The organism is Komagataeibacter saccharivorans (assembly GCF_003207825.1).
Taxonomy (GTDB): Bacteria; Pseudomonadota; Alphaproteobacteria; order Acetobacterales; family Acetobacteraceae; genus Komagataeibacter; species Komagataeibacter saccharivorans.
In genome coordinates this window covers 198,251-221,258 of the sequence record NZ_NKTY01000001.1, presented here as the reverse complement: position 1 = coordinate 221,258, position 23,008 = coordinate 198,251, and the positions used below count along the sequence as shown (strand labels likewise).

Genomic DNA, 23,008 nt, shown 5'->3' with positions numbered 1-23,008 from the left:
AAGATGGCACGTTCCGTCTGGAAGGGCCCGTTCGTGGACGGGTATCTGCTGAACAAAGCCGATGCGTCGCGCGCGTCGGGCCGTAACGAAGTGATCAAGATCTGGTCGCGTCGATCCACCATCCTGCCGCAGTTCGTCGGACTGACGTTCGGCGTCTATAACGGGCATAAGTTCCTGCCCGTGCAGGTCTCCGAGAATATGGTGGGGCACAAGTTCGGTGAATTTTCGCCGACCCGTACCTTCACGGGTCATTCTTCGGACAAGAAAGCGAAGCGGGGCTGATCATGAGCAAGCCTAAGCATCCGCGCACGCTCGCGGAAACCGAAGCGCAGGCCATGACGCGGAACATCCGCATCAGCCCGCGCAAGCTGAACCTTGTTGCGGGTCTCATCCGCAACAAGCCGGCCGGGCAGGCGATCGCCACCCTCACCTTCTCCAAGCGGCGCATCGCCCAGCAGGTCAAGAAGACCCTGGAAAGCGCGATCGCCAATGCCGAGAACAACCATCAGCTGGACGTTGACCAGCTGGTCGTTGCCCGTGCAGAGGTGGGCAAGTCGATCGTGATGCGTCGTTTCCACGCACGTGGTCGTGGCCGTTCGGCCCGCATCGAGAAGTTTTTCAGCCACCTGACTATTGTGGTGGCCGAAAAGAAGTCCGAAGCTGAAACCGAAAAAAAGGCAGCCTGATCCATGGGACACAAAGTTAATCCGATCGGGCTGCGGCTCGGTATTAACCGGACATGGGACAGCCGCTGGTACGCCGATGCCGATTATGCACGGCTGCTGCATGATGACCTGAAGCTGCGCGCCTACCTGCGTCGCAAGCTGTCCGGCGCGGGTGTGTCCCGCGTGGTGATCGAACGTCCGGCCAAGAAGCCGCGCGTGACCATCTACGCGGCACGTCCGGGTGTGGTCATCGGCAAGAAGGGGCAGGATATCGATGTGCTGCGCAAGGATCTGGCCCGTATGGCCAAGACCGATGTGGCGCTGAACATCGTCGAGATCCGCAAGCCGGAAATCGATGCGACTCTGGTGGCCGAAAACATTGCCCAGCAGCTGGAGCGCCGCGTTGCGTTCCGCCGGGCGATGAAGCGCGCCGTGCAGTCCGCCATGCGTCTGGGTGCGCAGGGTATCCGGATCAACTGCTCGGGCCGTCTCGGTGGCGCGGAAATCGCGCGTATCGAGTGGTATCGTGAAGGCCGGGTGCCGCTGCACACGCTGCGTGCGGACATCGATTACGGTGTGGCGACCGCCAAGACGACCTACGGCACCTGTGGTGTGAAGGTCTGGATCTTCAAGGGTGAGATTCTTGCCCATGATCCGCTGGCGCAGGACCGTCGCGCCGCCGAGCAGGCCCCGCAGCGCTGATCTGCGCGGTCAAATGGACCTAGATGCGCCAGGCGGCGCGTGAGGATTTAGAAAATGCTTTCTCCCAAGCGGACAAAGTACCGCAAGGCCCACAAGGGCCGCATTCATGGGTTGGCCAAGGGTGGCACAACCCTGAATTTCGGGGCGTTCGGCCTGAAGGCTCTCCAGCCTGAACGGATCACGGCCCGCCAGATCGAAGCCGCCCGTCGTGCCATTACCCGCGCCATGAAGCGTGCCGGTCGTGTGTGGATTCGGATCTTCCCTGATCTTCCGGTCTCGACAAAGCCCGCAGAAGTGCGTATGGGGTCCGGCAAGGGGTCGCCTGAATATTGGGTGGCTCGTGTGAAGCCGGGTCGGATTCTGTTCGAGATCGAAGGTGTGTCACCGGAAGTCGCGCGTGAAGCGCTGGCTCTGGGGGCTGCGAAGCTGCCGATCAAGACCAAGTTCGTGACCCGTATCGGAGAGGCGTGAGATGGCAAAGGCAACAAAGCCGGCCGATCTGCGTGCCAAAACTGTTGAAGAACTGGACACGCTTCTCGTTGATCTGAAGCGCGAGCAGTTCAATCTTCGGTTCCAGCACGCGACCGGCCAGACCGAGGGTCAGTCCCGCATGCGCGAGGTCCGTCGTGACATCGCGCGTGTGAAGACGATTGCGGCCCAGGTTGTGAAGAAGAGTTCCGCTGGCCAGGCGCCGGCAGTAAAGTCCTGAAGGGAGACGGGCGATGCCAAGGCGCGTCCTGACCGGGCGGGTAACAAGCGACAAGATGGACAAGACCGTAACGGTTCTTGTCGATCGTCGCATTATCCATCCGTTGTATAAGAAGTTCATTCGCCGCTCGAAAAAGTACGCGGCGCATGACGGATTGAATGAATGCAAGGTGGGGGACATGGTGCGCATTGAAGAATGCAAGCCGATTTCCCGCCGCAAGACCTGGACTGTCGTTGTCCGGAATGGTCAGCCCGTAGCGGCTGCCGCCGGTGCCGCGTCTGGTGCGCAGGCGTAAAGAAGGGCATAGACCATGATCCATCCCGAGACCAACCTTGACGTGGCCGACAATTCCGGTGCCCGTCAGGTGCAGTGCATCAAGGTGCTGGGCGGTTCCAAGCGGAAGACTGCCTCGGTCGGCGACGTGATTGTCGTGTCCGTCAAGGAGGCCATCCCCCGTGGGAAGGTGAAGAAGGGTGACGTTCACCAGGCCGTGATCGTGCGCACTTCCTATCCCGTGCGTCGCGCCGACGGCAGCGCTATCCGGTTTGACCGCAATGCGGCCGTGCTGATCAACAAGCAGCAGGAACCGATCGGTACCCGTATCTTTGGCCCGGTCGTGCGCGAACTGCGTGCGCGCAAGTTCATGAAGATCATCTCGCTGGCACCGGAGGTGCTGTAATGGCTGCTCGTATCAAGAAGGGTGACCAGGTTCTGGTCATCACCGGCAGTTCCAAGGGAACCCGTGGCGAGGTTGTTACGGTCCTTCCGGCTGTCAACAAGGCTGTCGTCCGTGGCGTAGCGATCGCCAAGCGGCACACCCGCGCATCCCGCATGGGTGAGCAGGGCGGTATTATCCAGAAGGAAATGCCGGTTCACCTGTCGAACCTGAAGCTGATCGATCCCAAGAGCGGGGACCCGACGAAAGTTGGCTTCCGTATTCTGGAAGATGGTCGCAAGCTCCGTGTCGCCAAGGCGACCGGCGAAGTTATCGAAGGCTGAGGGGGCGGGAATGTCTGAAGTGAAAGAAGCCCGTCCTGTGCCGCGCATGCAGCAGCGCTACCAGAGCGAGCTGCGCGCGAAGCTGCGCGAGGAATTCGGGTACGAGAACGAGATGCAGGTTCCGCGTCTCGAGAAAATCGTCCTGAACATGGGTGTGGGTGAAGCTGCCGGCGACCAGAAGAAGCTGGACGCCGCAGTCAAGGAAATGACCCTGATCGCAGGTCAGAAGCCGGTCAAGACGGTTGCCAAGAAGGCGATCGCGGGCTTCAAGATCCGTGAAGGTCTGCCTATCGGGTGCAAGGTCACGCTGCGTCGTGCCCAGATGTTCGAATTCTTGGACCGGTTTGTGACGATCGCCCTGCCGCGCGTGCGCGACTTCCGCGGCCTGCCCGCGAACAAGGGTTTTGATGGTCGTGGCAACTTTGCCATGGGCCTGAAGGAACAGATCGTCTTCCCGGAAATCGAATACGACAAGGTAGACGAGATCCGTGGCATGGACATCATCTTCGTGACCACCGCGAAGACGGATGCGGAAGCAAAGGCTCTGCTCAAGGCGTTTGATCTGCCCTTCGCTGCATAAAATGTTGCGAAAGGGCTTCCGTCTGAAGTCCAGAAGACCTAATACACACGTTGTTTGGAAAACCGTTGGGAATGGCCCGACAGGTTCCGGAGGGTAAAACAAGGCATGGCCAAAATTTCCGCCGTTAACCGGAATGTCAAGCGCGAGCGCATGGCAACCCGGGACCGGGCTAAGCGGACAGCACTGAAGAACATCATCATGGACCGGTCTCTGCCGGTTGAAGATCGCTTCGATGCTTCGCTTAAGCTTGCTGAACTTCCTCGCAATGGGTCGCGCGTCCGCGTGCGCCTGCGCTGCAAGTTGACGGGGCGTCCGCGCGCCAATTACAGAAAGTTCGAACTCTGCCGTATCGCCCTGCGCGACCTGGCCTCTAATGGTCAGATCCCGGGCATGGTCAAATCGAGCTGGTAAGGGCAGGGAACGATGTCACTTTCTGATCCTTTGGGTGATCTGCTCACCCGGATCCGCAATGCGCAGCGTGCACGGCATGCTGCATGCGTGGCGCCGGCTTCCAAGCTGCGCGCCAGTGTCCTCGAGGCCCTGCGCCGCGAAGGATATATCCGTGGTTTCTCGCGTGAGGAACTGCGCAAGGGTGTGGCCCAGCTGCGCATCGAGCTGAAGTATCTCGATGGTGAGCCGGTCATCAAAGAAATCCACCGTGTGTCCAAGCCGGGGCGCCGCGTCTATTCCAAGATCAAGGAACTGCCGCGTGTCTATGCCGGGCTGGGTGTGTCGATCCTGTCGACGCCGCGCGGTGTTCTGTCCGATGCGGAGGCCCGCGCTGCCAATGTTGGCGGTGAAGTCCTCTGCCGTGTGTTCTGAGGAGGGATAAATGTCGCGAGTGGGCAAATATCCCGTCGAAGTTCCGTCGGGCGTTCAGGTTTCCATTGCTGATGGTGTGCTGACGGCAAAAGGCAAGCTGGGTGAACTCAAGCTGCCGCTGTCTCATCACGTTGCGGTTGATATCGCGGATGGCAAGGTTGCGGTTAAGCCGAATGATACGGCAGCACCGGCCCGCATGATGTGGGGCACCACACGCTCCCTGATCGCGGGTATGGTCAAGGGCGTGTCCGAAGGGTTTTCCAAGACGCTGGAAATCTCCGGAACGGGTTATCGTGCGGCGGTGCAGGGTAGCAATCTGGTCATGAACCTCGGTTATTCGCATGACATCGTCTATGCGATTCCCGCAGGCATCAAGATCACGACCCCGCGTCCGACTGCTGTAACTGTCGAAGGTATCGACAAGCAGCGTGTTGGTCAGGTGGCGCTTGATATCCGCAGCTTCCGCAAGCCTGAGCCCTACAAGGGCAAGGGTGTCCGTTATGAAACGGAAACCATCCGTCGCAAGGAAGGCAAGAAGAAATAATGAGCACGCAGAAGGATCTGCGGGAACGGCGGCGCCAGCGTCTCCGTTTCCAGCTTCGCCTGAAGAGCGGCGGGCGTCCGCGTCTGTCGGTGTTCCGTTCAGGCAAGAACATCTATGCGCAGGTGATCGACGATGCTGCCGGCCGTACGCTGGCAGCCGCATCGACGCTGGACAAGGGGCTGCGTTCCACCATCGAAGGTGGCACGGACGTCAAGGCAGCGGGTGCGGTTGGCAAGCTTCTGGCGGAACGCGCGGTGGCTGCTGGTGTGTCGAAGGTCGTTTTCGACCGCGGCGCTTATCTCTATCATGGGCGTATCAAGGCCCTGGCGGAGGCTGCCCGTGAGGGCGGTCTCTCGTTCTGACGAAAGGGTCACGCATAATGGCACGTGAACCGAGAGACGGCGGCCGGGGTGGTCGCGATCGTGACCGCGAAGGTGACGATCTGGTCGACAAGCTGGTCACGATCAACCGCGTTGCGAAGGTTGTAAAGGGCGGTCGCCGCTTTGCATTCGCAGCTCTGGTTGTGGTGGGTGACCAGAAGGGTCGTGTAGGGTTCGGCGCGGGCAAGGCCCGTGAGGTTCCCGAAGCGATCCGTAAGGCAACCGACCGCGCGAAGCGTTCGATGATCCGCGTTCCGATGAAGGAAGGCCGCACGCTGCATCATGATGTGGCCGGTCACTTCGGGGCGGGCAAGGTTGTCCTGCGCTCTGCTGATGCAGGCACGGGCATCATTGCCGGTGGTCCGATGCGCGCCGTGTTCGAAAGCCTGGGCATCAATGACGTGGTGGCCAAGTCGCTTGGAACCCGGAACCCGCATAACATGGTGAAGGCGACTTTCGCCGCGCTGGAGCGTTGCGCCAGCCCGCGTTCGGTTGCCAACCGCCGTGGCAAGAAGGTTTCGGACATTCTGGGGCGTCGTGAGGCCGCTGTAGCGACGGAGGCCACGGCCGATGTCTGATACGAAGGCTACAGTCCGCGTCACCCAGGTGCATTCCGGGAACGGTCGCAAGCCGGGCCAGCAGGCTACGCTGGTCGGTCTGGGTCTGAACAAGATCGGTCGTACACGTGAACTGGAGGATACCCCTTCGGTTCGCGGTATGATCCGCAAGGTGTCCCACCTGGTGAAGGTGGAGGATTGAGATGAACCTGAACGAATTACGTGACAACGAAGGCGCGCGTTATCGCAAGAAGCGCCTTGGTCGCGGCATCGGCTCTGGAAAGGGCAAGACATCCGGTAAGGGTGTCAAGGGTCAGAAGGCGCGTTCCGGCGTGTCGCTGAACGGTTTTGAAGGTGGTCAGCTGCCGATCTACCGTCGTCTGCCCAAGCGTGGATTCAAGAACATCTTCCGCAAGGAATATGCTGTCGTGAATCTGGGCGTGCTGGACAAGGCCATCACGGCTGGCAAGCTTGATGCCAAGTCGGTCGTGACGGAAGAAGTTCTGGCTGGTGCCGGCCTGATCGGCTCCGGGCGTTTCGCCGGTATCCGCCTTCTGGCGGATGGTGAACTGAACCATGCCGTGACGATCGAAGTTGCCGGGGCTTCGGCTGCTGCCGTTGCCGCAGTCGAGAAGGCTGGCGGCAAGGTGCAGGTCAAGGCGCAGAAGCAGCAGGCTCCTGCCGCGGAATGACCGGTTCGGGGTACAGGCCCGTTCTGTTCCCGAAGCATAATAAAAGCGATGCTGCTTGCACTCGGCGGGCGCATCGCTTTATTACTTTTTGCGGTTTTTTTTATCATGACAGCGTCCCGCTTCCGGCGGTGGCGCTGTTCTTGTGAAAGGATGGGCGCATGGCCTCCGCGGCCGAACAGTTGGCTGCCAATCTGAATTTCAGTTCTTTCGCCAACGCGACGGAACTGAAGAAGCGCATCTGGTTCACACTGGGCGCGCTGATCGTATACCGGATTGGCACCTATATCCCCGTTCCTGGCGTCGATGCGACGGTTATGGGGCAGCTTCTGGCCCGGCATCAGGGCGGTATTCTGGGTATGTTCGATATGTTTACCGGTGGCGCGCTGGGGCGCATGACCGTGTTTGCATTGAATATCATGCCCTATATCAGTGCCTCGATCATCGTCCAGCTCATGTCGGCGGCAATCCCTTCCCTTGAAGCGCTGAAAAAGGAAGGTGAGGGTGGTCGACGCAAGCTGAACGAATACACCCGTTACCTGACGGTGGTGATTGCGCTGTTCCAGGCCTATGGCATCGCGATCGGGCTGGAGAACATGCATACGGAGGCTGGTTCCGCCGTTGTCTCCCCCGGGCTTTTCTTCATCGTGTCGTGCGTGCTGACCCTTGTGGGCGGGACCATGTTCCTGATGTGGCTGGGTGAACAGATTACCTCCCGCGGGGTGGGTAACGGGATCTCGCTGATCATCTTTGCCGGTATCGTGGCCAATCTGCCCAATGCGTTGGCAAGCCTGTTCCAGCTTGGTTATACGGGCGCGCTTTCGCCGTTCTTCGTGCTGGTGTTCCTGGTGCTGGCGGCGATCACCATTGCCTTCATCGTGTTCATGGAACTCGCGCAGCGGCGGGTGATCATCCAGTACCCCAAGCGTCAGGTTGGCCAGCGGATGTTCGGTGGCGATTCGACCCATATGCCTCTGAAGGTGAATACGGCAGGATCGATTCCCCCGATTTTTGCGTCCTCGGTGCTGCTGATTCCCGTGACCATCGCGGGATTCGTCAATAACAGTTCCATGCCAGGCTGGCTTTCCTTCCTTGGGCAGGAACTGGGGCAGGGGCAGCCGCTTTACATGCTGTTCTATGCGGCGATGATCGTGTTCTTCTCGTATTTCTATGCGGCGGTCACTTTCAACCCGCAGGAAACGGCGGAAAACCTGCGCAAGCAGGGCGGCTTCGTGCCAGGTATCCGTCCGGGGGCGAATACGGCCACATTCTTTGACCGGATCCTGACGCGCATCACGACGATCGGTGCACTGTATCTTGTCGCCGTCTGCCTGTTGCCGCAGATCCTGATCAGCCATTACAACGTGCCATTCTACTTTGGTGGCACCAGCCTGATCATCATCGTGACGGTGACGATCGATACGGTGACGCAGGTCCAGTCCCATCTGGTCGCGCATCAGTATCAGGGGCTTATGCGCCGGGGACGGGGCAGAAAGGGCAGAATGCGTTGAATATTATTTTTCTCGGGCCGCCGGGTGCCGGAAAGGGCACCCAGTCCAAGCGGCTGGAAGAACGGTACGGAATCGCCCAGATTTCGACAGGTGACATGCTGCGTGCGGAAGTCGCGGCCGGAAGCCCGCTGGGGCAGAAGGTCAAGACCATCATGGCGGAAGGCGGGCTGGTGCCCGATGACCTGATCATCGCCATGATTGAAAGCCGCATCCAGCAGCCCGACTGCGCCAGGGGCTTTATTCTGGATGGCTTCCCGCGCACCCGTGCGCAGGCGGAGGCACTGGACACCATGCTGGCGCGTAGCGGGCGGCATATCGACGCCGTGCTGCTGCTGGACGTGGATGAGGATGCTCTGGCCGACCGCATTGCCGGTCGTTACACCTGTGCCAGGTGCGGTGCAGGATATAATGACCTGTTCAAGCGGCCGAAGGTCGAAGGGACATGCGATGTGTGTGGTGGCCACGAGTTCATCCGCCGGGAAGATGACCGGCGCGAAACCGTGGCGGCACGCCTGAAAACCTATCGGGAGCAGACCGCGCCGATCCTGCCTTATTACGAGGGGGAGAGGCGCCTGTACCGTGTGGATGGCATGGCCGATATTGATGCAGTGACCAAGGAAGTCTTCGCTGTCATTGATAGCATCACGAAAAAGTGATGTGAAATAATTGACTCGGATGGGGGCGCCGGTATATTGCGCGCCCTCAAGGTATGAGTGTCGTATGAGTCGGTCACGATGACATGACGGGTACGGCCTGAATGAATGATGATGGGGTTGGCCGGTTCTGAACCGGTATGTTCACGGCGCTCCTGCCACAAGGGCAGGTGGTGTGAAGCAGCCCTGCCTGAATGTTAGTGCCCCGAAGGGGCGGACGAGGAGTAAGTGGCGTGGCGCGTATTGCGGGCGTGAACATCCCAACCAACAAGCGGGTAACAATTGGCCTGCGTTATATCTATGGTATCGGGGCTACCAAGGCCCAGTCGATCTGCGATCAGCTGGCCATCCCGGCCGAGCGGCGCGTGAACGAACTGTCGGATGACGAGATCGGCAAGATCCGTGAACTGATCGACAGCGAGTACCGCGTTGAAGGTGATCTTCGTCGTGAAGTCGCGATGAACATCAAGCGCCTGATGGACCTTGGTTGCTATCGTGGTCTGCGTCACCGGCGTGGGCTGCCTGTCCATGGTCAGCGGACTCATACCAACGCCCGTACCCGCAAGGGTAAGGCCGTGGCTATCGCGGGCAAGAAGAAGGCAACCCGCTAATCAGCGGACTGCCCGGTATGTAGGCATGGGGCATTATCCGCCCCATGCACCGTTTGAACTGACAGGATCGAGAAAACTATGGCGAAAGCTGCGGCTCCGCGTATTCGCAAGAAAGAGCGGAAAAACATCATTTCCGGTGTGGCGCATGTGCTGTCCACATTCAACAACACCATGATCACCATCTCGGATGCGCAGGGCAATGCGATTGCCTGGTCTTCCGCTGGTGCCCAGGGCTTCAAGGGATCGCGCAAGTCCACGCCGTATGCGGCGCAGGTTGCGGCTGAGGACGCTGGCCGCAAGGCACGCGAACACGGCATGGAGACGCTGGAAATCGAGGTCTCCGGTCCGGGTTCGGGGCGTGAAAGCGCGCTGCGTGCCCTGCAGGCCGTCGGGTTCTCGATCACGGCCATCCGCGACATGACGCCGGTGCCGCATAACGGCTGCCGCCCGCGCAAGCGCCGTCGCGTCTGATCCGCATCAGTTGAGTCGTATTCCCCCGCATGCCGGGGGAAGATTGTCATTCCGGTATCTCCATGCGGGATACCATCTGTCGCTGTAACAGGCGGCAGATCAGTCTTGAAAGGCCATTACCTTGGTCCTCCAGAAAAACTGGCAATCCCTGATCAAGCCGGAAAAGCTGGAAGTCGAACCGGGGGCGGAACCTTCACGTATTGCAACAGTTGTTGCGGAGCCGCTGGAACGCGGTTTTGGCATGACGCTGGGCAATGCGATCCGTCGGGTTCTGCTGTCGTCCCTGCAGGGGGCTGCGGTTACGGCAATCCAGATTGACGGCGTGCTGCATGAATTCTCGTCGGTGGCGGGTGTTCGTGAAGACGTGACCGATATCGTCCTCAACATCAAGCAGCTTGCCCTGCGGATGCATGGTGAGGGTCCGAAGCGCATGGTGCTGACGGCCACGGGGCCGGGTGAAGTGCGTGCCGGCCAGATCCAGACGGGCCATGACATCGAAGTCATGAACCCCGACCTGGTTATCTGCACCCTTGATGAAGGGGTGAAGTTCGGGATGGAATTCACCGTGAACATGGGCAAGGGCTATGTTCCGGCAGCGGCGAACCGCCCGGAAGATGCGCCGATTGGCCTGATCCCGGTCGATGCCATCTATTCCCCCGTGCGTCGCGTGTCCTACAAGGTGGAGCAGACCCGCGTGGGTCAGGTCACCGACTATGACCGCCTGCTGCTGACGGTAGAGACGAATGGCGCGGTGACGCCTGAAGATGCCGTGGCACTTGCCGCGCGTATCCTGCAGGATCAGCTTCAGCTGTTCATCAACTTCGACGAACCCCGCACGGTGCGTACGGAAGAGCCGCAGGATGACCTGCCGTTCAACCGCAACCTGCTGCGTAAGGTTGACGAGCTTGAACTGTCGGTCCGTAGCGCGAACTGCCTGAAGAACGACAATATCGTCTATATCGGTGATCTGGTTCAGAAGACCGAGCAGGAGATGCTGCGCACCCCGAACTTCGGCCGCAAGTCGCTGAACGAGATCAAGGAAGTCCTGACCGCCATGGGACTTTCACTGGGTATGAATGTCCCGGCCTGGCCGCCGGAAAATATCGAAGATCTGGCAAAGAGGCTCGACGAGCCGTTCTGATCCTCCGAACCGGATAAAACAGGAAATTACATCATGCGTCACGGTGTTGCCGGCCGTAAGCTCGGCGTTACCTCGTCCCATCGACTGGCCATGTTTCGCAACATGGCTGTCGCCCTGATCAAGCACGAACAGATCACCACCACGCTGCCGAAGGCGAAAGAGCTGCGTCCGGTTGTGGAAAAGCTGATCACCCTTGGCAAGCGTGGCGATCTGCACGCCCGCCGCCTGGCTTTCGCCCAGCTGCGTGACGACAAGATCGTGTCCAAGCTGTTCGCGACGGTGGCCGAGCGCTACAAGACGCGTCAGGGTGGTTACACCCGCGTGCTGCGTGCCGGCATGCGCCACGGCGATGCGGCCGACATGGCCGTGATCGAACTGGTTGACCGCGACGTGTCCGCCAAAGGCCAGGACAGCGGCCCGCGCCCGGAAACGGCGCAGGAAGCAGACCTTGCTGCGTGAAGGATCTGATCCTTTCCAAAAAAGCCCGGCTTCGGTCGGGTTTTTTTGTGCCCTTTTTCAATCTAACATTTTTTTATCGTGATATAGATATTCAATCGTATTTGTGTATATTTTAAAAGAATACCGAGATGCAGGATTTAACCAGCATTGCAGACAGGGCTTCCACCATGACAGGATTTTTAGGGCGTGTGTTGCGCCGCAGCTTTTACGCTTTCACCGCCGTGGTTGGTCTGTGCAGTGCGGCGCAGGCCGCGACCGTGCGGGTGGGCTATATTCCCGTTATCGGGTCGGCGCCGCTTTTTGTCATGCAGGGCAAGAACTGGACGCGTGATGCGGGCATAGACATGCAGCTTGTGCGTTTCCAGTCAGGCCCGCAGGCCATTCAGGCACTGGTGTCGGGAAAGATCGATGCGTATGTGGCAGGGGTCCTGCCGCTACTTCAGGCGCGTGCTCATGGCGCAGATGTGAAGGTGGTGGCCAGTGCCGCGATTGAGGAACTGGAAGTCGTCTCGCGCGGTGCGCTGGCTGCCGGACTGCCCGAACAGCCGCAGGCCCTGACCGCAGAAGCTGTCCGTCAGCGCTTTGCCGATTTCGCCGCCAAGGCTGGCCACCCCCCGAAACTTGCCGCCCAGCCGCTCGGCTCGGTGCCGGATACATTGCTGCGGTACTGGCTGAAGGTCCGCAACGGACTGGAACCAGCGCAGGCGGCTGACATCATCGGTATTGATATTGACGCCGCACAGCAGGCGTTTCTTGCGGGGGCGGTGGATGGCGCGATCCTGCGTGAACCTGCCCTGACCATTATCCGCCATCGTATGCCCGGCATGCGTGTTCTGGCGTCCGGTCATGACCTGATGCCCGGCCAGCCGGGGTCCGTACTGGCGATCCTGAATGAAAACGCGCCGGACCGTGCGGCATGGAAAACCGCGTTCATCACCAGCTTCGTCAAGGCCACGCATCTGCTGGCTACAGACCCCGAACAGGTTGAACCCTATGTGCAGCAGGCACTGGGGGGCGGGATGCTGCCCAAGGAAATCATTATCGAGGCGCTGAAGGCATCGGCAGCCGGTTACGTGTCCGATCCGGCCCGTATCGTGGATGCGGTCAGCCAGTTGCAGGATTTCGAGGTGCAGGCCGGACTGCTACGCAAGGCCGAACCGGTTGATGCGCTGTTTGATCTGGAAAGTTACAGGCAGATCGCACAGTGACCCTGCGCCGTTCCGTTCTGCTACGGCCCCTGCTGGGGGCCGTGGGTCTTGTCGTGCTGTTTGGTGGCTGGGAGGCCGCGATCCGTCTGGGCTGGGTTCCCTTCGGCCTGCTGCCGGCACCTTCCAGCCTTGGGCCGGCATGGCTGGACGAACTGCGTAGCGGGGCGTGGATACAGGCCATCAGGGACAGCCTGACGCATTACCTCAGTGGCCTGCTGATCGGGTCTGTAACGGGGGCGGTGCTGGGGCTGCTCTGTGGTGCGGTGCCGCTACTGGATGGGCTGCTGTCGGGCGTAGTGCGCGTATTGCGGCCGATCCCGGGGCTGGCATGGGTGCCGTTCGCCATCCTGTGGTTCGGTCTCAATACGGCGGGGGCGACATTCGTTATCGCCATTTCGGTATTCTGGATCAATTTTTATGCAGCCTACGGGGCGGTGCAGGCAATTGACCCCGACCTGTATGAAGTGGCTGCTTCCTTCGGTCATGGCGGCTTCTGGGGACGGCTGCGGACGGTGGTGATCCCCGCTTCCGCCCCCGGCCTGCTGGCGGGGCTGCGCACGGGGCTGGGGCAGGCATGGATGTCCGTCGTGGCGGCCGAACTGTTTGGTGTGCCGGGTATCGGCGCGCGGATGATGCAGGCATCCAGCCTGCTGGCGACCGATCTGGTGGTGGTCTATATGCTGACCATGGCGCTGCTTTACGCCGTGACCGATACGCTGTTCATGCTGGTGCGCAGGCGGTTGCTGGGCTGGCAGGGATGAGTGGCGGGGAAACAGGGAACAGGGCGGAAGCAGGCAACGTGACGGACAGCGTAGTAAGGCTGGAGAATATCGGGCTGTCGCATGACCATGGACGCAGCTTTATCCTGCGGCATGTGGATCTTGAAATCCGGCGTGGGGAATTCGTGGCCCTGCTCGGGCCATCAGGCGTGGGCAAGTCCACCCTGCTGCGGGTGATAATGGGACTGGTGCGCCCGACCGAGGGACAGGTCCATTTACACTCCACCCCCGTTGCGGCGCACAGACCGGCGGCCATGGTGTTTCAGGATGCCAAGCTCATGCCGTGGCGTAGCGTACGGCGCAATGTGGAACTGGGGCTTGAGGGGCTGGGGCTGAATGCGGCCCGGCGGCGTGAGCGCGCCATGGCGGCGCTGGAACTCGTGGGGCTGGGCGACAAGGCGGACAGATGGCCCCGCCAGCTTTCAGGCGGCCAGCGGCAGCGCGTTGGTGTCGCCCGTGCGCTGACGGTCGAACCGGACCTGCTGCTGATGGATGAACCCTTTGGCGCGCTGGATGCGATTACCCGCACCGGATTGCAGGAAGAACTGCTGCGTATTCACGCCCGCACCCATGGCACCGTACTGTTCGTGACCCACGATCTGGATGAGGCGCTTATTCTTGCTGACCGGATCATTATCCTTGAGGGACATCCGGCGGGCCTGCGTGGGGATTTCCGCGTTGGTCCCCGCCCACGCGACAATTCTGCGCCCGGCATGCGCGCGATGGCGGAGCGGATGCGCCAGCTTATCGCGGGGGAAGATGATCCCGGCGAGGTTGCGGCCTATTGGCAGGCATCCGAGATATGATAAGTCTGCCTGATCGCCTGGCCTGCCGCGTGCGGGCCTGACAGGCATTGGTAGCGGGAGCGGGGAGACACGCGCTGCCCCCGCGCAGTGGCAAAAGGGAATACAGAGCATGACGAATCCCTCCAATCTCGAAGCGCACCTGGAAGAAGGCGTCGGCCGCCTTCAGGACGGTCTGGATGGCTTTATCGGGGATTCCGGCACCCCGCTGTCAGGGCGCATGCATAATGCCGGTGGCATGGCGCAGCAGGGGCTGGGCGAAATCTGCGATACCGTGCGCGATTTCACGGCGGACCGCCCGCTGGTGGCGCTGCTGGGCGCATCCTTTCTGGGCTTTGTAGCCAGCCTGTTCATCCGGCGCCGGCGTTAAAACGCAACGGACCGGCTACCGGGGCGTTGTAACCCCATGACTGATTTGCGGGGAAGAAAGCCATGCTGAAACTGGCGCTGTTTTTTTTGATTGTTTCATTGGTTGCCGGTCTGTTCGGCTTTAGTGGCATTTCCGCCGTTTCGGCAGGAATGGCAAAAATTCTGTTCTTTATCGCCATTCTGGCATTTGTGATCGTGGCGCTCATCATCCTGTTTTCGGCCAAGTCGCTATTCAACAACTAGCCGCTGGTCCGAAACGGAAAACCCCCTGCATCATCCGGTGCAGGGGGTTTTTTCATGCCTACTGGTTGGTGTCTTTCTGGATGAAGGCCGGGAGGAAGGGATTATCCTTCTGGAGCGATTTCTTGCTCGGCAGGCGTGACGCATCCCAGCCGCCGCCAAGGGCCTGCACAAGACTGACACTGTCCACCATGCGCTGCTGCTGGATGCCCAGCAGGGTTTCGGCATCGCTCAGGGCCGAGTTTTCGTTGGTGATGACGGTCGTATAGATTTCGGTGCCAGCCTGGTACTGGTTAAGCGAGACTTCGACCGTGCGGTTGGCGAAATCCAGCGCCTTCTGCTGCTGTATGGCCTGCTGCGACAGGATGCGCAGGTTGGAAAGCTGGTCTTCCGTGTTCTGCAGCGCCGTCAGCACGGTCTGGCGATATGTGGCCACCGCGCTGTCGTACTGGGCGTTGGCTTCATGCACGGCGGCGGTACGTGATCCGCCTTCAAACAGCACTTCCGTTGCCGATGCGCCAAGTGACCAGACACGGTTCATGGCCTGCATGAGGGAGGTCACGGGATCGCCGCCACTTTGTGAATAGCTGGCATTGATGGTGACGTCGGGAAAGAATGCGGCCATGTCCGCGCCAATCATGGCGTTGTATTCTTCCATGGTGCGTTCGGCGGACGCTATGTCCGGACGGCGTTGCAGCAGGTCGGCGGGAACCGTGACAGGGATGGGCGGCACCGTGCGCGACAGTTCGGCGGGCGCGATCGAGACATCGGCAGGCGGCTTGCCAATCAGCACCGCAATCGCATGTTCGTACTGCGCGCGGTTGATGCCAGCCTGCACCAGCGATGCCCGGTTCTGTTCCAGCGTGGTACGTGCCTGCAGCACCGCCGTCGGGTCCGCCGTGCCCGCATCGAACTGGTTCTGCGTTATTTCGAGAGCCTGTTCATTGAAACGGACATAACGCTGCAACAGGTCGGTCAGGCTGTCCTGATAGCGCAGGTTGAAATAGGCCGTGGCCAGTTGTGCCTGATAGGACAGGGTTGCATTGGCCAGATCGGCAGCGCTGGCCTGTGCCGCCGTAACCTGTTCCTGCACCTGCCGGCGGATCTTGCCCCACAGGTCCAGATCCCAGCTTGCGCTCGGGCCGATGTCGTAGGTGTTGTACGTGCTGCCGGCCTTGGCGTAATTGCTGCCCGATGATGACAGCGATCCCGCGCCATGCCCGTTGCGGTTAAAGCCCAGACTGCCGCTTATGGTGGGGAAAAGCTGGGCGCGGACACTGTCGATCATCGCGCGGGCGTTACGGTAGCTGGCTTCGTACTGCTTGATGTTCTGGTTGGAAATCGCAACCTGCGATTCCAGCCCGTTCAGCACCGGGTCGTTATAGATGGTCCACCAGTCATGCTTGGGCAGCGCCGCCATCTGCGGCTGTGCCATTTCCCATCCTGCTTCGGGGCGCAGTTCCTTGAAACGGGGGGAAACGATCGCGGCGGGACGATGGTATTTCGGCCCCACCATGCAGCCGGTCAGCACGACCAGCGGCAAGGCGGCCAGCGCCAGACGACGTGCCCCGCGACGGGTGCGGGAGGGACGGATACCGGCTTGCGCGGGGGATGGCGGAAAGAAAGTCATCCGGTTCAGGAATCCTGCTGGGGGGAAAGACGATGGCGTCGGGACAGCCGCCCATACAGCCGGTTGAAACGCGTGCGGCACACTATCCCCAGATGGTCGAGGTAGAGATAGACAACCGGCGTTGTATAAAGTGTCAGCGCCTGACTGACGAGCAGCCCGCCCACAATCGCAATACCCAGCGGACGACGTAGTTCGGAACCGTAGCCGTGGCCGAAAATCAGCGGCAGCGCCCCAAGGGCGGCGGCAAAGGTGGTCATCATGATCGGGCGGAAGCGTAGCATGCAGGCGGTGCGGATGGCGTCCAGCGGGGTATGTCCCTCATCACGTTCGACGGTCAGGGCGAAGTCCACCAGCATGATCGCGTTTTTCTTGACGATGCCGATCAGCAGGATCACCCCGATCATGGCGATAAGGGAAAATTCCTCCCCAAAGACCTGAAGTGCGAGCAGCGCGCCAACTCCGGCCGAAGGCAGGGTGGACAGGATGGTCAGCGGGTGGACATAGCTTTCATACAGGATGCCCAGCGTCATGTACACCGCCGCCAGCGCCGCCAGGATCAGCAACGGTTCGTTATTGACCGATTTCTGGAACTGGGCGGCATTCCCCGCGAAACTGCCCTGAATGTTGGCGGGCATGTGCAGGCGCACCGTCTCCTCATTGATGATCTGCACTGCCTGACTGAGTGATACGCCATTGGCCAGATTGAACGAGATCGTGCTGGAGACGGACTGCCCCGAATGGTTGACGCTCAGTGCGGTCAGCGTGGGCTTGATGACGGAAACCAGCGTAAGCGGCACCATTTCTTCGGAATTGGTCGAGACGGCGGAACCCGTGGACGCGCTGTTGCCACCCGCCAGCGTATTGGCGACCTGATTGCGGAAGGACTGGGCGCTTAGCTGCGATGCCGTGGTGCCGGTGTCGGTGCGCACCCGGATGGTGTTCGACTGTGTGCCACCGCCCGCCGAACCGCCCGCGACACTGACCCAGACCTGCTTGAGCGTGGTCGGGTCCTGCCAGAAGCGCGGTTCGACTTCCATCACCACGCGATACTGGTTCAGCGCATTGTAGATGACCGAGGCCGAACGCTGGCCATAGGCATCATACAGGGTATTGGAAACAAGCTGAGGCGTGATGTTGAGGCGGCTGGACGTATCGCGGTCCACCATCACATCCAGCGCCGAACCGCCCTGCAATACATCCGATGAGATATCGGTCAGTTCATGATGCTTCTGCAGCATCGTGACCAGTTGTGGTGTCCATTCATACAGGTCGCGCGCGGAATCGGACTGGAGCGAATACTGGTATGCCGCGTTGCTCTGCCGTCCGCCCATGCGTAGCTGTCCGGGGGCGGAGGCATAGAACTGCGCCCCCACCATATGGCGCAGCCGCCGGGAAATACGGGCGATTGTCACCGCCGGTGGGTCGGAGCGTTCGGATTTGTCCTTCAGCACCACGAACAGGTTGGCCTGATTCGATGTGCCACGACCGCCCATGAAGCCCATGACGCGCGATACGTCCCTGTCCGCCATGATCGCCTGCTGGACCGTCTGGATCTTGCCCTGCATGGCCTGGAACGAAATGGACTGGTCGCCCTGCAGATGTCCCATCAGCATGCCGGTATCGGAATCCGGGAACAGGCCCTTGGGCATCTTGATGAACAGCCCGACCATGATGGCGATGGTCAGCGGCAGGGACAGGATGGTCAGCCGCCGGTGCGTGATCGCCCATTCCAGCGACCGGGCATAGCCCTGCTGGGCATGCGCCAGCGCCTGTTCCAGCCACAGCCAGATGCGCCCGAAGCCGGTAGGGCTGGGGGCCGCTTCGTGCTGGCGCAGCAGGCGGGCCGTCATCATGGGGGTAAGCGAAAGCGACAGCAGCATGGAAATGACGATGGTGATCGACATCGTCATGGCGAATTCATGGAACAGGCGTCCCGCCACGCCGCTCAGCAGCAGGATCGGCAGGAATACCGCAATCAGCGATACGGTGATGGACAGCACCGTAAACGCCACTTCGCGCGTGCCCAGCAGTGTTGCCTGCAGGCGGTCCATGCCCGCTTCCATGTGGCGGCTTATGTTTTCCACCACCACGATCGCATCATCCACCACGAAGCCGGTCGAGACCGTCAGCGCCATGAGCGACAGGTTATCGAGCGAGTAGCCCATGAGCTTCATCGCGCCGAAGGTGGTGATGATGGACGTCGGCACAACGATTGCGGGAATGATGGTGATGCGTGGCGAGCGCAGGAACAGCAGCACAACCAGCACCACAAGCGCCACGGACAGGAACAGCGTGAACTGCGTATCCGCCAGCGCGGCGCGGATGGTGATGGACCGGTCCATAAGGTCACTCAGGTCCACATCACGGGGCAGGGCGGCGCGCAGGATGGGCAGCTTGGCGCGGATCTGGTCGTTGGTGTTGATGATATTGGCGCCAGCCTGCGCGAAGATGACGGCCAGAACCGCCGGGCCGCCATCCACGTAACCGGCATTGCGCACGTCTTCCACGCTGTCGCGCACATAGGCCACGTCCGCCAGCCGCACGGGGCGGCTGTCATGATAGGCTACGATCAGGTCACGATAGGCCTGTGCGTTATGGACCTGATCGTTGGTGGCCAGCACGAAGCGGCTGTCGCCCTGATCGACAAAACCTTTCGGCGTATGCGCGTTGGCCGAGGCGAGGGCCGCGCGGATATCCTCGAACCCGATGCCGAATTTATACAGCGCCAGCGGGTTCATCTCCACCCGCACCGCAGGCAGTGAACTGCCCCCGATCTCGACCTCGCCCACGCCCTGTATCTGCGAAAGATGCTGCTGCAGGACATTGGACGCCAGATCGTAAAGCTGAGGGGCGGTGCGCGTGCGTGATGTCAGCGCCAGGATCATCACCGGCGCGCCATTGGGGTTGGCCTTGAAGTAACTCGGGTTCTGCCGCAGCGAGGACGGCAGGTCGGCATGCGCGGCCTGAAGGGCGGCTTCCACATCGCGCGCGGCGCCGTTGATGTCGCGGGTCAGGGCGAACTGCAGGGTGATGCGTGCCTGATTGGCCGATGACTGCGATGTCATTTCCGTCAGGTCGGCAATCGCACCCAGATGCCGCTCCAGGGGGGCTGCGACGGAACTGGCGATTTCCTCCGGCGAGCCGCCAGCCTGCCGGGCCTGCACCTGTATGACCGGGAAGTCGACATTGGGCAGGTCCGCCACCGGCAGCGTAAGATAGCCGATCACTCCCCCCAGCAGCAGCGCCACCGTCAGCAGGACAGTGGCAACCGGCCTTCGTACGAAAAAGGAGAGGGGATTCATGCGGAGGCCTGCGGTCCGGGCAGGCCATCAGTGTCATTGCTACCGGCCCCGCCGAAGCGTCGCGTCAGTTTCTGGCTGATCCCGTCCATAAGCAGGTAGATCACCGGCGTCGTGAACAGCGTCAGCAACTGGCTGACCAGCAGCCCGCCCACAATGGCGATACCCAGCGGGCGGCGCAGTTCCGACCCGGTGCCGGTGCCCAGCATCATCGGCACCGCACCCAGCATGGCGGCCAGCGTGGTCATGAGGATGGGACGGAAACGCAGCATGGCGGCATGACGGATGGAATTGATGGACGACATGCCTTCAACCCGTTCGGCCTCCAGCGCGAAGTCGATCATCATGATGGCGTTTTTCTTGACAATGCCGATCAGCAGCACAAGCCCGATGATGCCCATGACATCCAGCCCCGAACCCGTAATCCATAGCGCCAGCAGCGCCCCGATCCCGGCAGAGGGCAGGGTGGACAGGATGGTGATGGGGTGGACGAAGCTTTCATACAGGATGCCCAGAACGATATAGACCGCCACCAGTGCCGCCAGAACCAGCCATGCCTCGTTGGAAAGCGAACTGCGGAATGCCGCCGCCGTGCCCTGGAACGAGGTCTGGAAGCTTGATGGTAGGTGGATGTCCTTCGCCGCGCGTTCGATCGCATCCGTCGCATCACCCAGCGCATAGCCCGGCCGCACGTTGAACGAGACCGTAGTGGCCGGGAACTGTCCCACATGGGTAATCAGCAGCGGGGCCGTGTCCTGCGTTACGTGGGTAACGGTCGCCAGCGGCACCAGCCCCGATGTGGGCGAGCGCGTCGGGCCGGAGGTGCTCTCCCCCGCATTGCCACTGATGCCCGGCAGGTAGATCTGCGCCAGCGACGCCATGTCCTGCTGGAAGGCGGGATCGGCCTCCAGAATCACGCGGTACTGGTTGGACTGCGTGAAGATGGTCGAGATCTGGCGCTGGCCAAAACTGTCATACAGCACGTTGTCGATGGTCTGGGGCGTGATGGAGTACCGCGCCCCCGTGGTCCGGTCCAGATCGACATGCGCCACCAGCCCTTCGGCCTGCAGGTCGGAGGTGACATCCGACAGGGCCTTTTCCTGCTGAAGGCGGGCGATGAATTTGGGCACCCATGTCGTGAACTGGTTGTAATCGGGGTTTTCCAGCAGGAACTGGTACTGGGTCGCCGCGACCGACGTATCAAGGGAGAGATCCTGCACCGGCTGCACGAACAGTTCAGCCCCGGCTATGTCTGCCGTTTCGGCGCGCAGGCGGGTGGCGACTTCCTGCGCGGTGGCGCTGCGGCTGGCCTCGGGCTTGAGGTTGATGAGGAAACGCCCCTGATTGAGGGTGACGTTCTGCCCGTCCACCCCAACGAAGGACGACAGGCTGCTGACATCGGGATCGCTGAGGATACGTTCGGCCAGTTCCTGCTGGTGGCGTTTCATCGCGGTGAAGGACGTGGACTGCGCCATGACCGAAATGCCCTGGATCACGCCCGTATCCTGCACGGGAAAGAAGCCCTTGGGTATGACCACCGCCAGCACGCCGGTCAGCGCCAGTGTCGCGGCAAATACCGCCAGCGTCAGCCGCTGGTGGCGCAGCACCACGTCCAGCGCCCGCCCGTAGGCGGCGATGGTGCTGGTGGTCCAGCGTTCCACCGCCTGTGACCATGCGGGTTCGGTCCGTCTGTCAGCGCGTTCATGCAGCAGGCGCGCGCACATCATGGGCACCAGCGTAAGCGAGACCACGGCGGACAGGATGATGGTGACGGCCAGCGTCATGGCGAATTCGTGGAACAGGCGTCCCACCACATCGCCCATGAACAGGAGCGGAATCAGCACCGCGATGAGCGAGACGGTAAGCGAGATGATGGTGAACCCGATTTCGCCAGCCCCCTTCAGGGCCGCTTCCATGCGGCTGTCACCCATTTCGATGTAGCGGGCGATGTTCTCGATCATGACGATGGCATCATCCACCACGAAGCCGGTGGAAATGGTGAGCGCCATGAGTGAGAGATTATCGAGGGAGAAGCCGAACAGGTACATCACCGCCAGCGTGCCCACCAGCGACAGCGGCACCGACAGGCTGGGAATGAGTGTCGCGGGCACGTTGCGCAGGAAGACGAAAATCACGCCCACCACCAGCACAAGCGCCAGACCCAGTTCGAATTCGACATCCGCCACCGATGCGCGGATGGTCGTGGTCCGGTCCGTAAGCGGCGTGATGATGATGCCCGGCGGCAGCGACTGCTGCAGGCGCGGCAGGGCGTATTTGATGTTGTCCACCACCGAGATTACGTTGGCGCCCGGCTGGCGCTGCACGTTCATGATGAGGGCGGGGGTGCGGTTCGCCCATGCGGCCAGTTCGGTATTCTCCGGCCCGACCACCACGCTCGCCACGTCACGGATGCGCACCGGCCCGTTGTTCTGGTAGGCGATGACCTGATTGAGCAACTGCTCCGCGCCCGAAATCTGCCCGTCGATACGCAGCGTCGTCGCACGCCTGGGGCCGTCGAACGTGCCGGTAGGGGAATTGACGTTCACGTTGCCGATGGTCGTGCGCAGCGTATCAAGATCGACGCCGAAGGATGTCAGCTTGGGAATGTTGACCCGCACGCGCAGCGCCTTGCGGTTCCCGCCCGACAGCGTGACCAGTCCCACGCCCGAAATCTGGCTGATCTTTTCCGCAAGCCGCGTATCGACGTAATCCTCGACTTCCGTCAGAGGCATGGTCTGCGATGAAATGCCCAGCGTCATGACCGGCGTATCGGCAGGATTGACCTTGGCATAGACCGGCGGCGCGGGCAGATCGGTCGGCAGCAGGGAATTGGCCTCGTTTATCGCGGCCTGCACTTCCTGCTCCGCGATGTCCATGGTCATGTCCAGACCGAAGCGCAGCGTAATGACCGACGCCCCGCCGGAGGAGCGTGAGGTCATCTGCTCAAGCCCCGACATTTCGCCCAGTTGCGTTTCCAGCGGCGCGGTAACGGATGTCGCCATCACGTCCGGGCTGGCGCCGGGATAGAAGGTCTGGACCGTGATGGTGGGGTATTCAACTTCCGGCAGCGCGGAAACCGGCAGGAAATGGTAACCCAGCAGCCCCGCCAGCAGGATGGCCAGCATGAGCAGCGTGGTGGCGACCGGGCGGCGGATAAACAGGCGGGACGGATTCACGCGGCAATCTC

The 23,008-nt window shown here is 61.2% G+C and carries 30 protein-coding genes; 27 read left to right on the top strand and 3 right to left on the bottom strand.

The window, feature by feature from the left end; translation table 11 throughout:
• The first annotated feature begins 3 nt into the window (after positions 1 to 3).
• The 27 genes from rpsS to CFR79_RS00950 all read left to right on the top strand — a co-directional run bounded on the left by rpsS (position 4) and on the right by CFR79_RS00950 (position 14,895).
• A complete protein-coding gene (gene rpsS, locus CFR79_RS01080; protein ID WP_007399623.1) occupies positions 4 to 282 on the top strand; it encodes a 30S ribosomal protein S19 in 279 nt (92 codons plus the stop codon).
• A 2-nt stretch (positions 283 to 284) separates the two neighbouring features.
• The gene (rplV, locus tag CFR79_RS01075) at positions 285 to 686 is read left to right on the top strand and encodes a 50S ribosomal protein L22 (protein ID WP_025811622.1); all 402 of its coding nucleotides are present in this window, start codon (positions 285 to 287) and stop codon (positions 684 to 686) included.
• A 3-nt stretch (positions 687 to 689) separates the two neighbouring features.
• Positions 690 to 1,367, top strand: a complete 678-nt coding sequence (gene rpsC / locus CFR79_RS01070; protein ID WP_007399625.1) for a 30S ribosomal protein S3 — start codon at positions 690 to 692, stop codon at positions 1,365 to 1,367.
• 54 nt (positions 1,368 to 1,421) lie between these two features.
• The gene (rplP, locus tag CFR79_RS01065) at positions 1,422 to 1,838 is read left to right on the top strand and encodes a 50S ribosomal protein L16 (protein ID WP_014105026.1); all 417 of its coding nucleotides are present in this window, start codon (positions 1,422 to 1,424) and stop codon (positions 1,836 to 1,838) included.
• Between the two features lies 1 nt (position 1,839).
• The gene (rpmC, locus tag CFR79_RS01060) at positions 1,840 to 2,076 is read left to right on the top strand and encodes a 50S ribosomal protein L29 (protein WP_102323167.1); all 237 of its coding nucleotides are present in this window, start codon (positions 1,840 to 1,842) and stop codon (positions 2,074 to 2,076) included.
• Between the two features lie 13 nt (positions 2,077 to 2,089).
• On the top strand, positions 2,090 to 2,371 hold the full coding sequence (rpsQ, locus tag CFR79_RS01055; RefSeq protein WP_102323168.1) for a 30S ribosomal protein S17: 282 nt from the start codon (positions 2,090 to 2,092) through the stop codon (positions 2,369 to 2,371).
• Positions 2,372 to 2,386: 15 nt separating this feature from the next.
• Positions 2,387 to 2,755, top strand: a complete 369-nt coding sequence (rplN, locus tag CFR79_RS01050) for a 50S ribosomal protein L14 (protein ID WP_007399629.1) — start codon at positions 2,387 to 2,389, stop codon at positions 2,753 to 2,755.
• On the top strand, positions 2,755 to 3,075 hold the full coding sequence (gene rplX / locus CFR79_RS01045; protein WP_110546568.1) for a 50S ribosomal protein L24: 321 nt from the start codon (positions 2,755 to 2,757) through the stop codon (positions 3,073 to 3,075). The genes rplN and rplX overlap by 1 nt, the downstream gene beginning before the upstream one ends.
• 10 nt (positions 3,076 to 3,085) lie before the next feature.
• The gene (rplE, locus tag CFR79_RS01040; protein WP_102323170.1) at positions 3,086 to 3,655 is read left to right on the top strand and encodes a 50S ribosomal protein L5; all 570 of its coding nucleotides are present in this window, start codon (positions 3,086 to 3,088) and stop codon (positions 3,653 to 3,655) included.
• 105 nt (positions 3,656 to 3,760) lie between these two features.
• Complete coding sequence (gene rpsN, locus CFR79_RS01035) at positions 3,761 to 4,066, top strand: 30S ribosomal protein S14 (protein ID WP_007399632.1); 306 nt, start codon at positions 3,761 to 3,763, stop codon at positions 4,064 to 4,066.
• Between the two features lie 12 nt (positions 4,067 to 4,078).
• A complete protein-coding gene (gene rpsH / locus CFR79_RS01030) occupies positions 4,079 to 4,477 on the top strand; it encodes a 30S ribosomal protein S8 (protein WP_010506719.1) in 399 nt (132 codons plus the stop codon).
• Between the two features lie 10 nt (positions 4,478 to 4,487).
• Positions 4,488 to 5,021 carry a 50S ribosomal protein L6 gene (gene rplF, locus CFR79_RS01025; protein WP_102323171.1) on the top strand — a complete coding sequence of 178 codons (534 nt, stop codon included), beginning with the start codon at positions 4,488 to 4,490 and terminating at the stop codon, positions 5,019 to 5,021.
• A complete protein-coding gene (gene rplR, locus CFR79_RS01020; RefSeq protein ID WP_102323172.1) occupies positions 5,021 to 5,383 on the top strand; it encodes a 50S ribosomal protein L18 in 363 nt (120 codons plus the stop codon). Before rplF ends, rplR begins: the two co-directional genes overlap by 1 nt.
• A 17-nt stretch (positions 5,384 to 5,400) precedes the next feature.
• The gene (gene rpsE, locus CFR79_RS01015) at positions 5,401 to 5,979 is read left to right on the top strand and encodes a 30S ribosomal protein S5 (RefSeq protein ID WP_102323173.1); all 579 of its coding nucleotides are present in this window, start codon (positions 5,401 to 5,403) and stop codon (positions 5,977 to 5,979) included.
• On the top strand, positions 5,972 to 6,160 hold the full coding sequence (gene rpmD, locus CFR79_RS01010) for a 50S ribosomal protein L30 (protein WP_102323174.1): 189 nt from the start codon (positions 5,972 to 5,974) through the stop codon (positions 6,158 to 6,160). Before rpsE ends, rpmD begins: the two co-directional genes overlap by 8 nt.
• Position 6,161: 1 nt before the next feature.
• On the top strand, positions 6,162 to 6,650 hold the full coding sequence (gene rplO / locus CFR79_RS01005; RefSeq protein WP_110546565.1) for a 50S ribosomal protein L15: 489 nt from the start codon (positions 6,162 to 6,164) through the stop codon (positions 6,648 to 6,650).
• Between the two features lie 158 nt (positions 6,651 to 6,808).
• Positions 6,809 to 8,158: a preprotein translocase subunit SecY gene (gene secY, locus CFR79_RS01000; RefSeq protein ID WP_102323176.1), complete on the top strand. Its 1,350-nt coding sequence runs from the start codon at positions 6,809 to 6,811 to the stop codon at positions 8,156 to 8,158.
• Positions 8,155 to 8,814, top strand: a complete 660-nt coding sequence (locus CFR79_RS00995) for an adenylate kinase (RefSeq protein ID WP_110546562.1) — start codon at positions 8,155 to 8,157, stop codon at positions 8,812 to 8,814. Before secY ends, CFR79_RS00995 begins: the two co-directional genes overlap by 4 nt.
• Positions 8,815 to 9,044: 230 nt before the next feature.
• Positions 9,045 to 9,422 carry a 30S ribosomal protein S13 gene (gene rpsM, locus CFR79_RS00990; RefSeq protein WP_102323178.1) on the top strand — a complete coding sequence of 126 codons (378 nt, stop codon included), beginning with the start codon at positions 9,045 to 9,047 and terminating at the stop codon, positions 9,420 to 9,422.
• Positions 9,423 to 9,500: 78 nt separating this feature from the next.
• Complete coding sequence (rpsK, locus tag CFR79_RS00985; protein ID WP_003621069.1) at positions 9,501 to 9,893, top strand: 30S ribosomal protein S11; 393 nt, start codon at positions 9,501 to 9,503, stop codon at positions 9,891 to 9,893.
• A gap of 121 nt (positions 9,894 to 10,014) precedes the next feature.
• Positions 10,015 to 11,034, top strand: coding sequence for a DNA-directed RNA polymerase subunit alpha (locus CFR79_RS00980; RefSeq protein WP_007399646.1), 1,020 nt, complete (start codon positions 10,015 to 10,017; stop codon positions 11,032 to 11,034).
• A 33-nt stretch (positions 11,035 to 11,067) separates the two neighbouring features.
• Entirely contained in the window at positions 11,068 to 11,493 is a 426-nt protein-coding gene (rplQ, locus tag CFR79_RS00975) for a 50S ribosomal protein L17 (protein WP_102323179.1), read from the top strand.
• A 167-nt stretch (positions 11,494 to 11,660) separates the two neighbouring features.
• Positions 11,661 to 12,701, top strand: a complete 1,041-nt coding sequence (locus CFR79_RS00970; RefSeq protein ID WP_102324142.1) for an ABC transporter substrate-binding protein — start codon at positions 11,661 to 11,663, stop codon at positions 12,699 to 12,701.
• On the top strand, positions 12,698 to 13,462 hold the full coding sequence (locus CFR79_RS00965) for an ABC transporter permease (protein WP_110546559.1): 765 nt from the start codon (positions 12,698 to 12,700) through the stop codon (positions 13,460 to 13,462). The genes CFR79_RS00970 and CFR79_RS00965 overlap by 4 nt, the downstream gene beginning before the upstream one ends.
• Positions 13,459 to 14,286, top strand: coding sequence for an ABC transporter ATP-binding protein (locus CFR79_RS00960; protein ID WP_110546557.1), 828 nt, complete (start codon positions 13,459 to 13,461; stop codon positions 14,284 to 14,286). Before CFR79_RS00965 ends, CFR79_RS00960 begins: the two co-directional genes overlap by 4 nt.
• A gap of 109 nt (positions 14,287 to 14,395) precedes the next feature.
• On the top strand, positions 14,396 to 14,653 hold the full coding sequence (locus CFR79_RS00955) for a CsbD family protein (protein WP_102323182.1): 258 nt from the start codon (positions 14,396 to 14,398) through the stop codon (positions 14,651 to 14,653).
• Positions 14,654 to 14,715: 62 nt separating this feature from the next.
• The gene (locus tag CFR79_RS00950; RefSeq protein WP_102323183.1) at positions 14,716 to 14,895 is read left to right on the top strand and encodes a DUF1328 domain-containing protein; all 180 of its coding nucleotides are present in this window, start codon (positions 14,716 to 14,718) and stop codon (positions 14,893 to 14,895) included.
• Between the two features lie 58 nt (positions 14,896 to 14,953).
• Here the strand turns inward: CFR79_RS00950 and CFR79_RS00945 are convergent, their stop codons facing one another.
• From CFR79_RS00945 to CFR79_RS00935, 3 genes are read right to left on the bottom strand one after another with little or no spacing between them, the layout of a single operon-like run.
• Positions 14,954 to 16,522: an efflux transporter outer membrane subunit gene (locus tag CFR79_RS00945; RefSeq protein ID WP_102323184.1), complete on the bottom strand. Its 1,569-nt coding sequence runs from the start codon at positions 16,520 to 16,522 to the stop codon at positions 14,954 to 14,956.
• A gap of 5 nt (positions 16,523 to 16,527) precedes the next feature.
• Positions 16,528 to 19,824 (bottom strand): efflux RND transporter permease subunit, encoded by a 3,297-nt coding sequence (locus tag CFR79_RS00940; protein ID WP_102323185.1) that lies wholly within the window; start codon positions 19,822 to 19,824, stop codon positions 16,528 to 16,530.
• Positions 19,821 to 22,997: an efflux RND transporter permease subunit gene (locus CFR79_RS00935; protein WP_110546554.1), complete on the bottom strand. Its 3,177-nt coding sequence runs from the start codon at positions 22,995 to 22,997 to the stop codon at positions 19,821 to 19,823. The genes CFR79_RS00940 and CFR79_RS00935 overlap by 4 nt, the downstream gene beginning before the upstream one ends.
• Positions 22,998 to 23,008: the final 11 nt, after the last annotated feature.

What these genes read in the sequence shown, in the direction of transcription:
- CFR79_RS00960 (WP_110546557.1), top strand. Translation starts at nt 13,459, where the DNA reads ATGAGTGGCGGGGAAACAGGGAACAGGGCGGAAGCAGGCAACGTGACG.
- secY (WP_102323176.1), top strand. Translation starts at nt 6,809, where the DNA reads ATGGCCTCCGCGGCCGAACAGTTGGCTGCCAATCTGAATTTCAGTTCT.
- CFR79_RS00945 (WP_102323184.1), bottom strand. Translation starts at nt 16,522, where the DNA reads ATGACTTTCTTTCCGCCATCCCCCGCGCAAGCCGGTATCCGTCCCTCC.
- rpsN (WP_007399632.1), top strand. Translation starts at nt 3,761, where the DNA reads ATGGCCAAAATTTCCGCCGTTAACCGGAATGTCAAGCGCGAGCGCATG.
- rpmD (WP_102323174.1), top strand. Translation starts at nt 5,972, where the DNA reads ATGTCTGATACGAAGGCTACAGTCCGCGTCACCCAGGTGCATTCCGGG.
- rplV (WP_025811622.1), top strand. Translation starts at nt 285, where the DNA reads ATGAGCAAGCCTAAGCATCCGCGCACGCTCGCGGAAACCGAAGCGCAG.
- CFR79_RS00950 (WP_102323183.1), top strand. Translation starts at nt 14,716, where the DNA reads ATGCTGAAACTGGCGCTGTTTTTTTTGATTGTTTCATTGGTTGCCGGT.
- rpsH (WP_010506719.1), top strand. Translation starts at nt 4,079, where the DNA reads ATGTCACTTTCTGATCCTTTGGGTGATCTGCTCACCCGGATCCGCAAT.
- rpsS (WP_007399623.1), top strand. Translation starts at nt 4, where the DNA reads ATGGCACGTTCCGTCTGGAAGGGCCCGTTCGTGGACGGGTATCTGCTG.
- rplP (WP_014105026.1), top strand. Translation starts at nt 1,422, where the DNA reads ATGCTTTCTCCCAAGCGGACAAAGTACCGCAAGGCCCACAAGGGCCGC.
- rplO (WP_110546565.1), top strand. Translation starts at nt 6,162, where the DNA reads ATGAACCTGAACGAATTACGTGACAACGAAGGCGCGCGTTATCGCAAG.
- CFR79_RS00955 (WP_102323182.1), top strand. Translation starts at nt 14,396, where the DNA reads ATGACGAATCCCTCCAATCTCGAAGCGCACCTGGAAGAAGGCGTCGGC.
- rpmC (WP_102323167.1), top strand. Translation starts at nt 1,840, where the DNA reads ATGGCAAAGGCAACAAAGCCGGCCGATCTGCGTGCCAAAACTGTTGAA.
- rplE (WP_102323170.1), top strand. Translation starts at nt 3,086, where the DNA reads ATGTCTGAAGTGAAAGAAGCCCGTCCTGTGCCGCGCATGCAGCAGCGC.
- rpsQ (WP_102323168.1), top strand. Translation starts at nt 2,090, where the DNA reads ATGCCAAGGCGCGTCCTGACCGGGCGGGTAACAAGCGACAAGATGGAC.
- rpsE (WP_102323173.1), top strand. Translation starts at nt 5,401, where the DNA reads ATGGCACGTGAACCGAGAGACGGCGGCCGGGGTGGTCGCGATCGTGAC.
- rplF (WP_102323171.1), top strand. Translation starts at nt 4,488, where the DNA reads ATGTCGCGAGTGGGCAAATATCCCGTCGAAGTTCCGTCGGGCGTTCAG.
- rplN (WP_007399629.1), top strand. Translation starts at nt 2,387, where the DNA reads ATGATCCATCCCGAGACCAACCTTGACGTGGCCGACAATTCCGGTGCC.
- rpsC (WP_007399625.1), top strand. Translation starts at nt 690, where the DNA reads ATGGGACACAAAGTTAATCCGATCGGGCTGCGGCTCGGTATTAACCGG.
- rplQ (WP_102323179.1), top strand. Translation starts at nt 11,068, where the DNA reads ATGCGTCACGGTGTTGCCGGCCGTAAGCTCGGCGTTACCTCGTCCCAT.
- rplX (WP_110546568.1), top strand. Translation starts at nt 2,755, where the DNA reads ATGGCTGCTCGTATCAAGAAGGGTGACCAGGTTCTGGTCATCACCGGC.
- CFR79_RS00940 (WP_102323185.1), bottom strand. Translation starts at nt 19,824, where the DNA reads ATGAATCCCCTCTCCTTTTTCGTACGAAGGCCGGTTGCCACTGTCCTG.
- rpsK (WP_003621069.1), top strand. Translation starts at nt 9,501, where the DNA reads ATGGCGAAAGCTGCGGCTCCGCGTATTCGCAAGAAAGAGCGGAAAAAC.
- rplR (WP_102323172.1), top strand. Translation starts at nt 5,021, where the DNA reads ATGAGCACGCAGAAGGATCTGCGGGAACGGCGGCGCCAGCGTCTCCGT.
- CFR79_RS00970 (WP_102324142.1), top strand. Translation starts at nt 11,661, where the DNA reads ATGACAGGATTTTTAGGGCGTGTGTTGCGCCGCAGCTTTTACGCTTTC.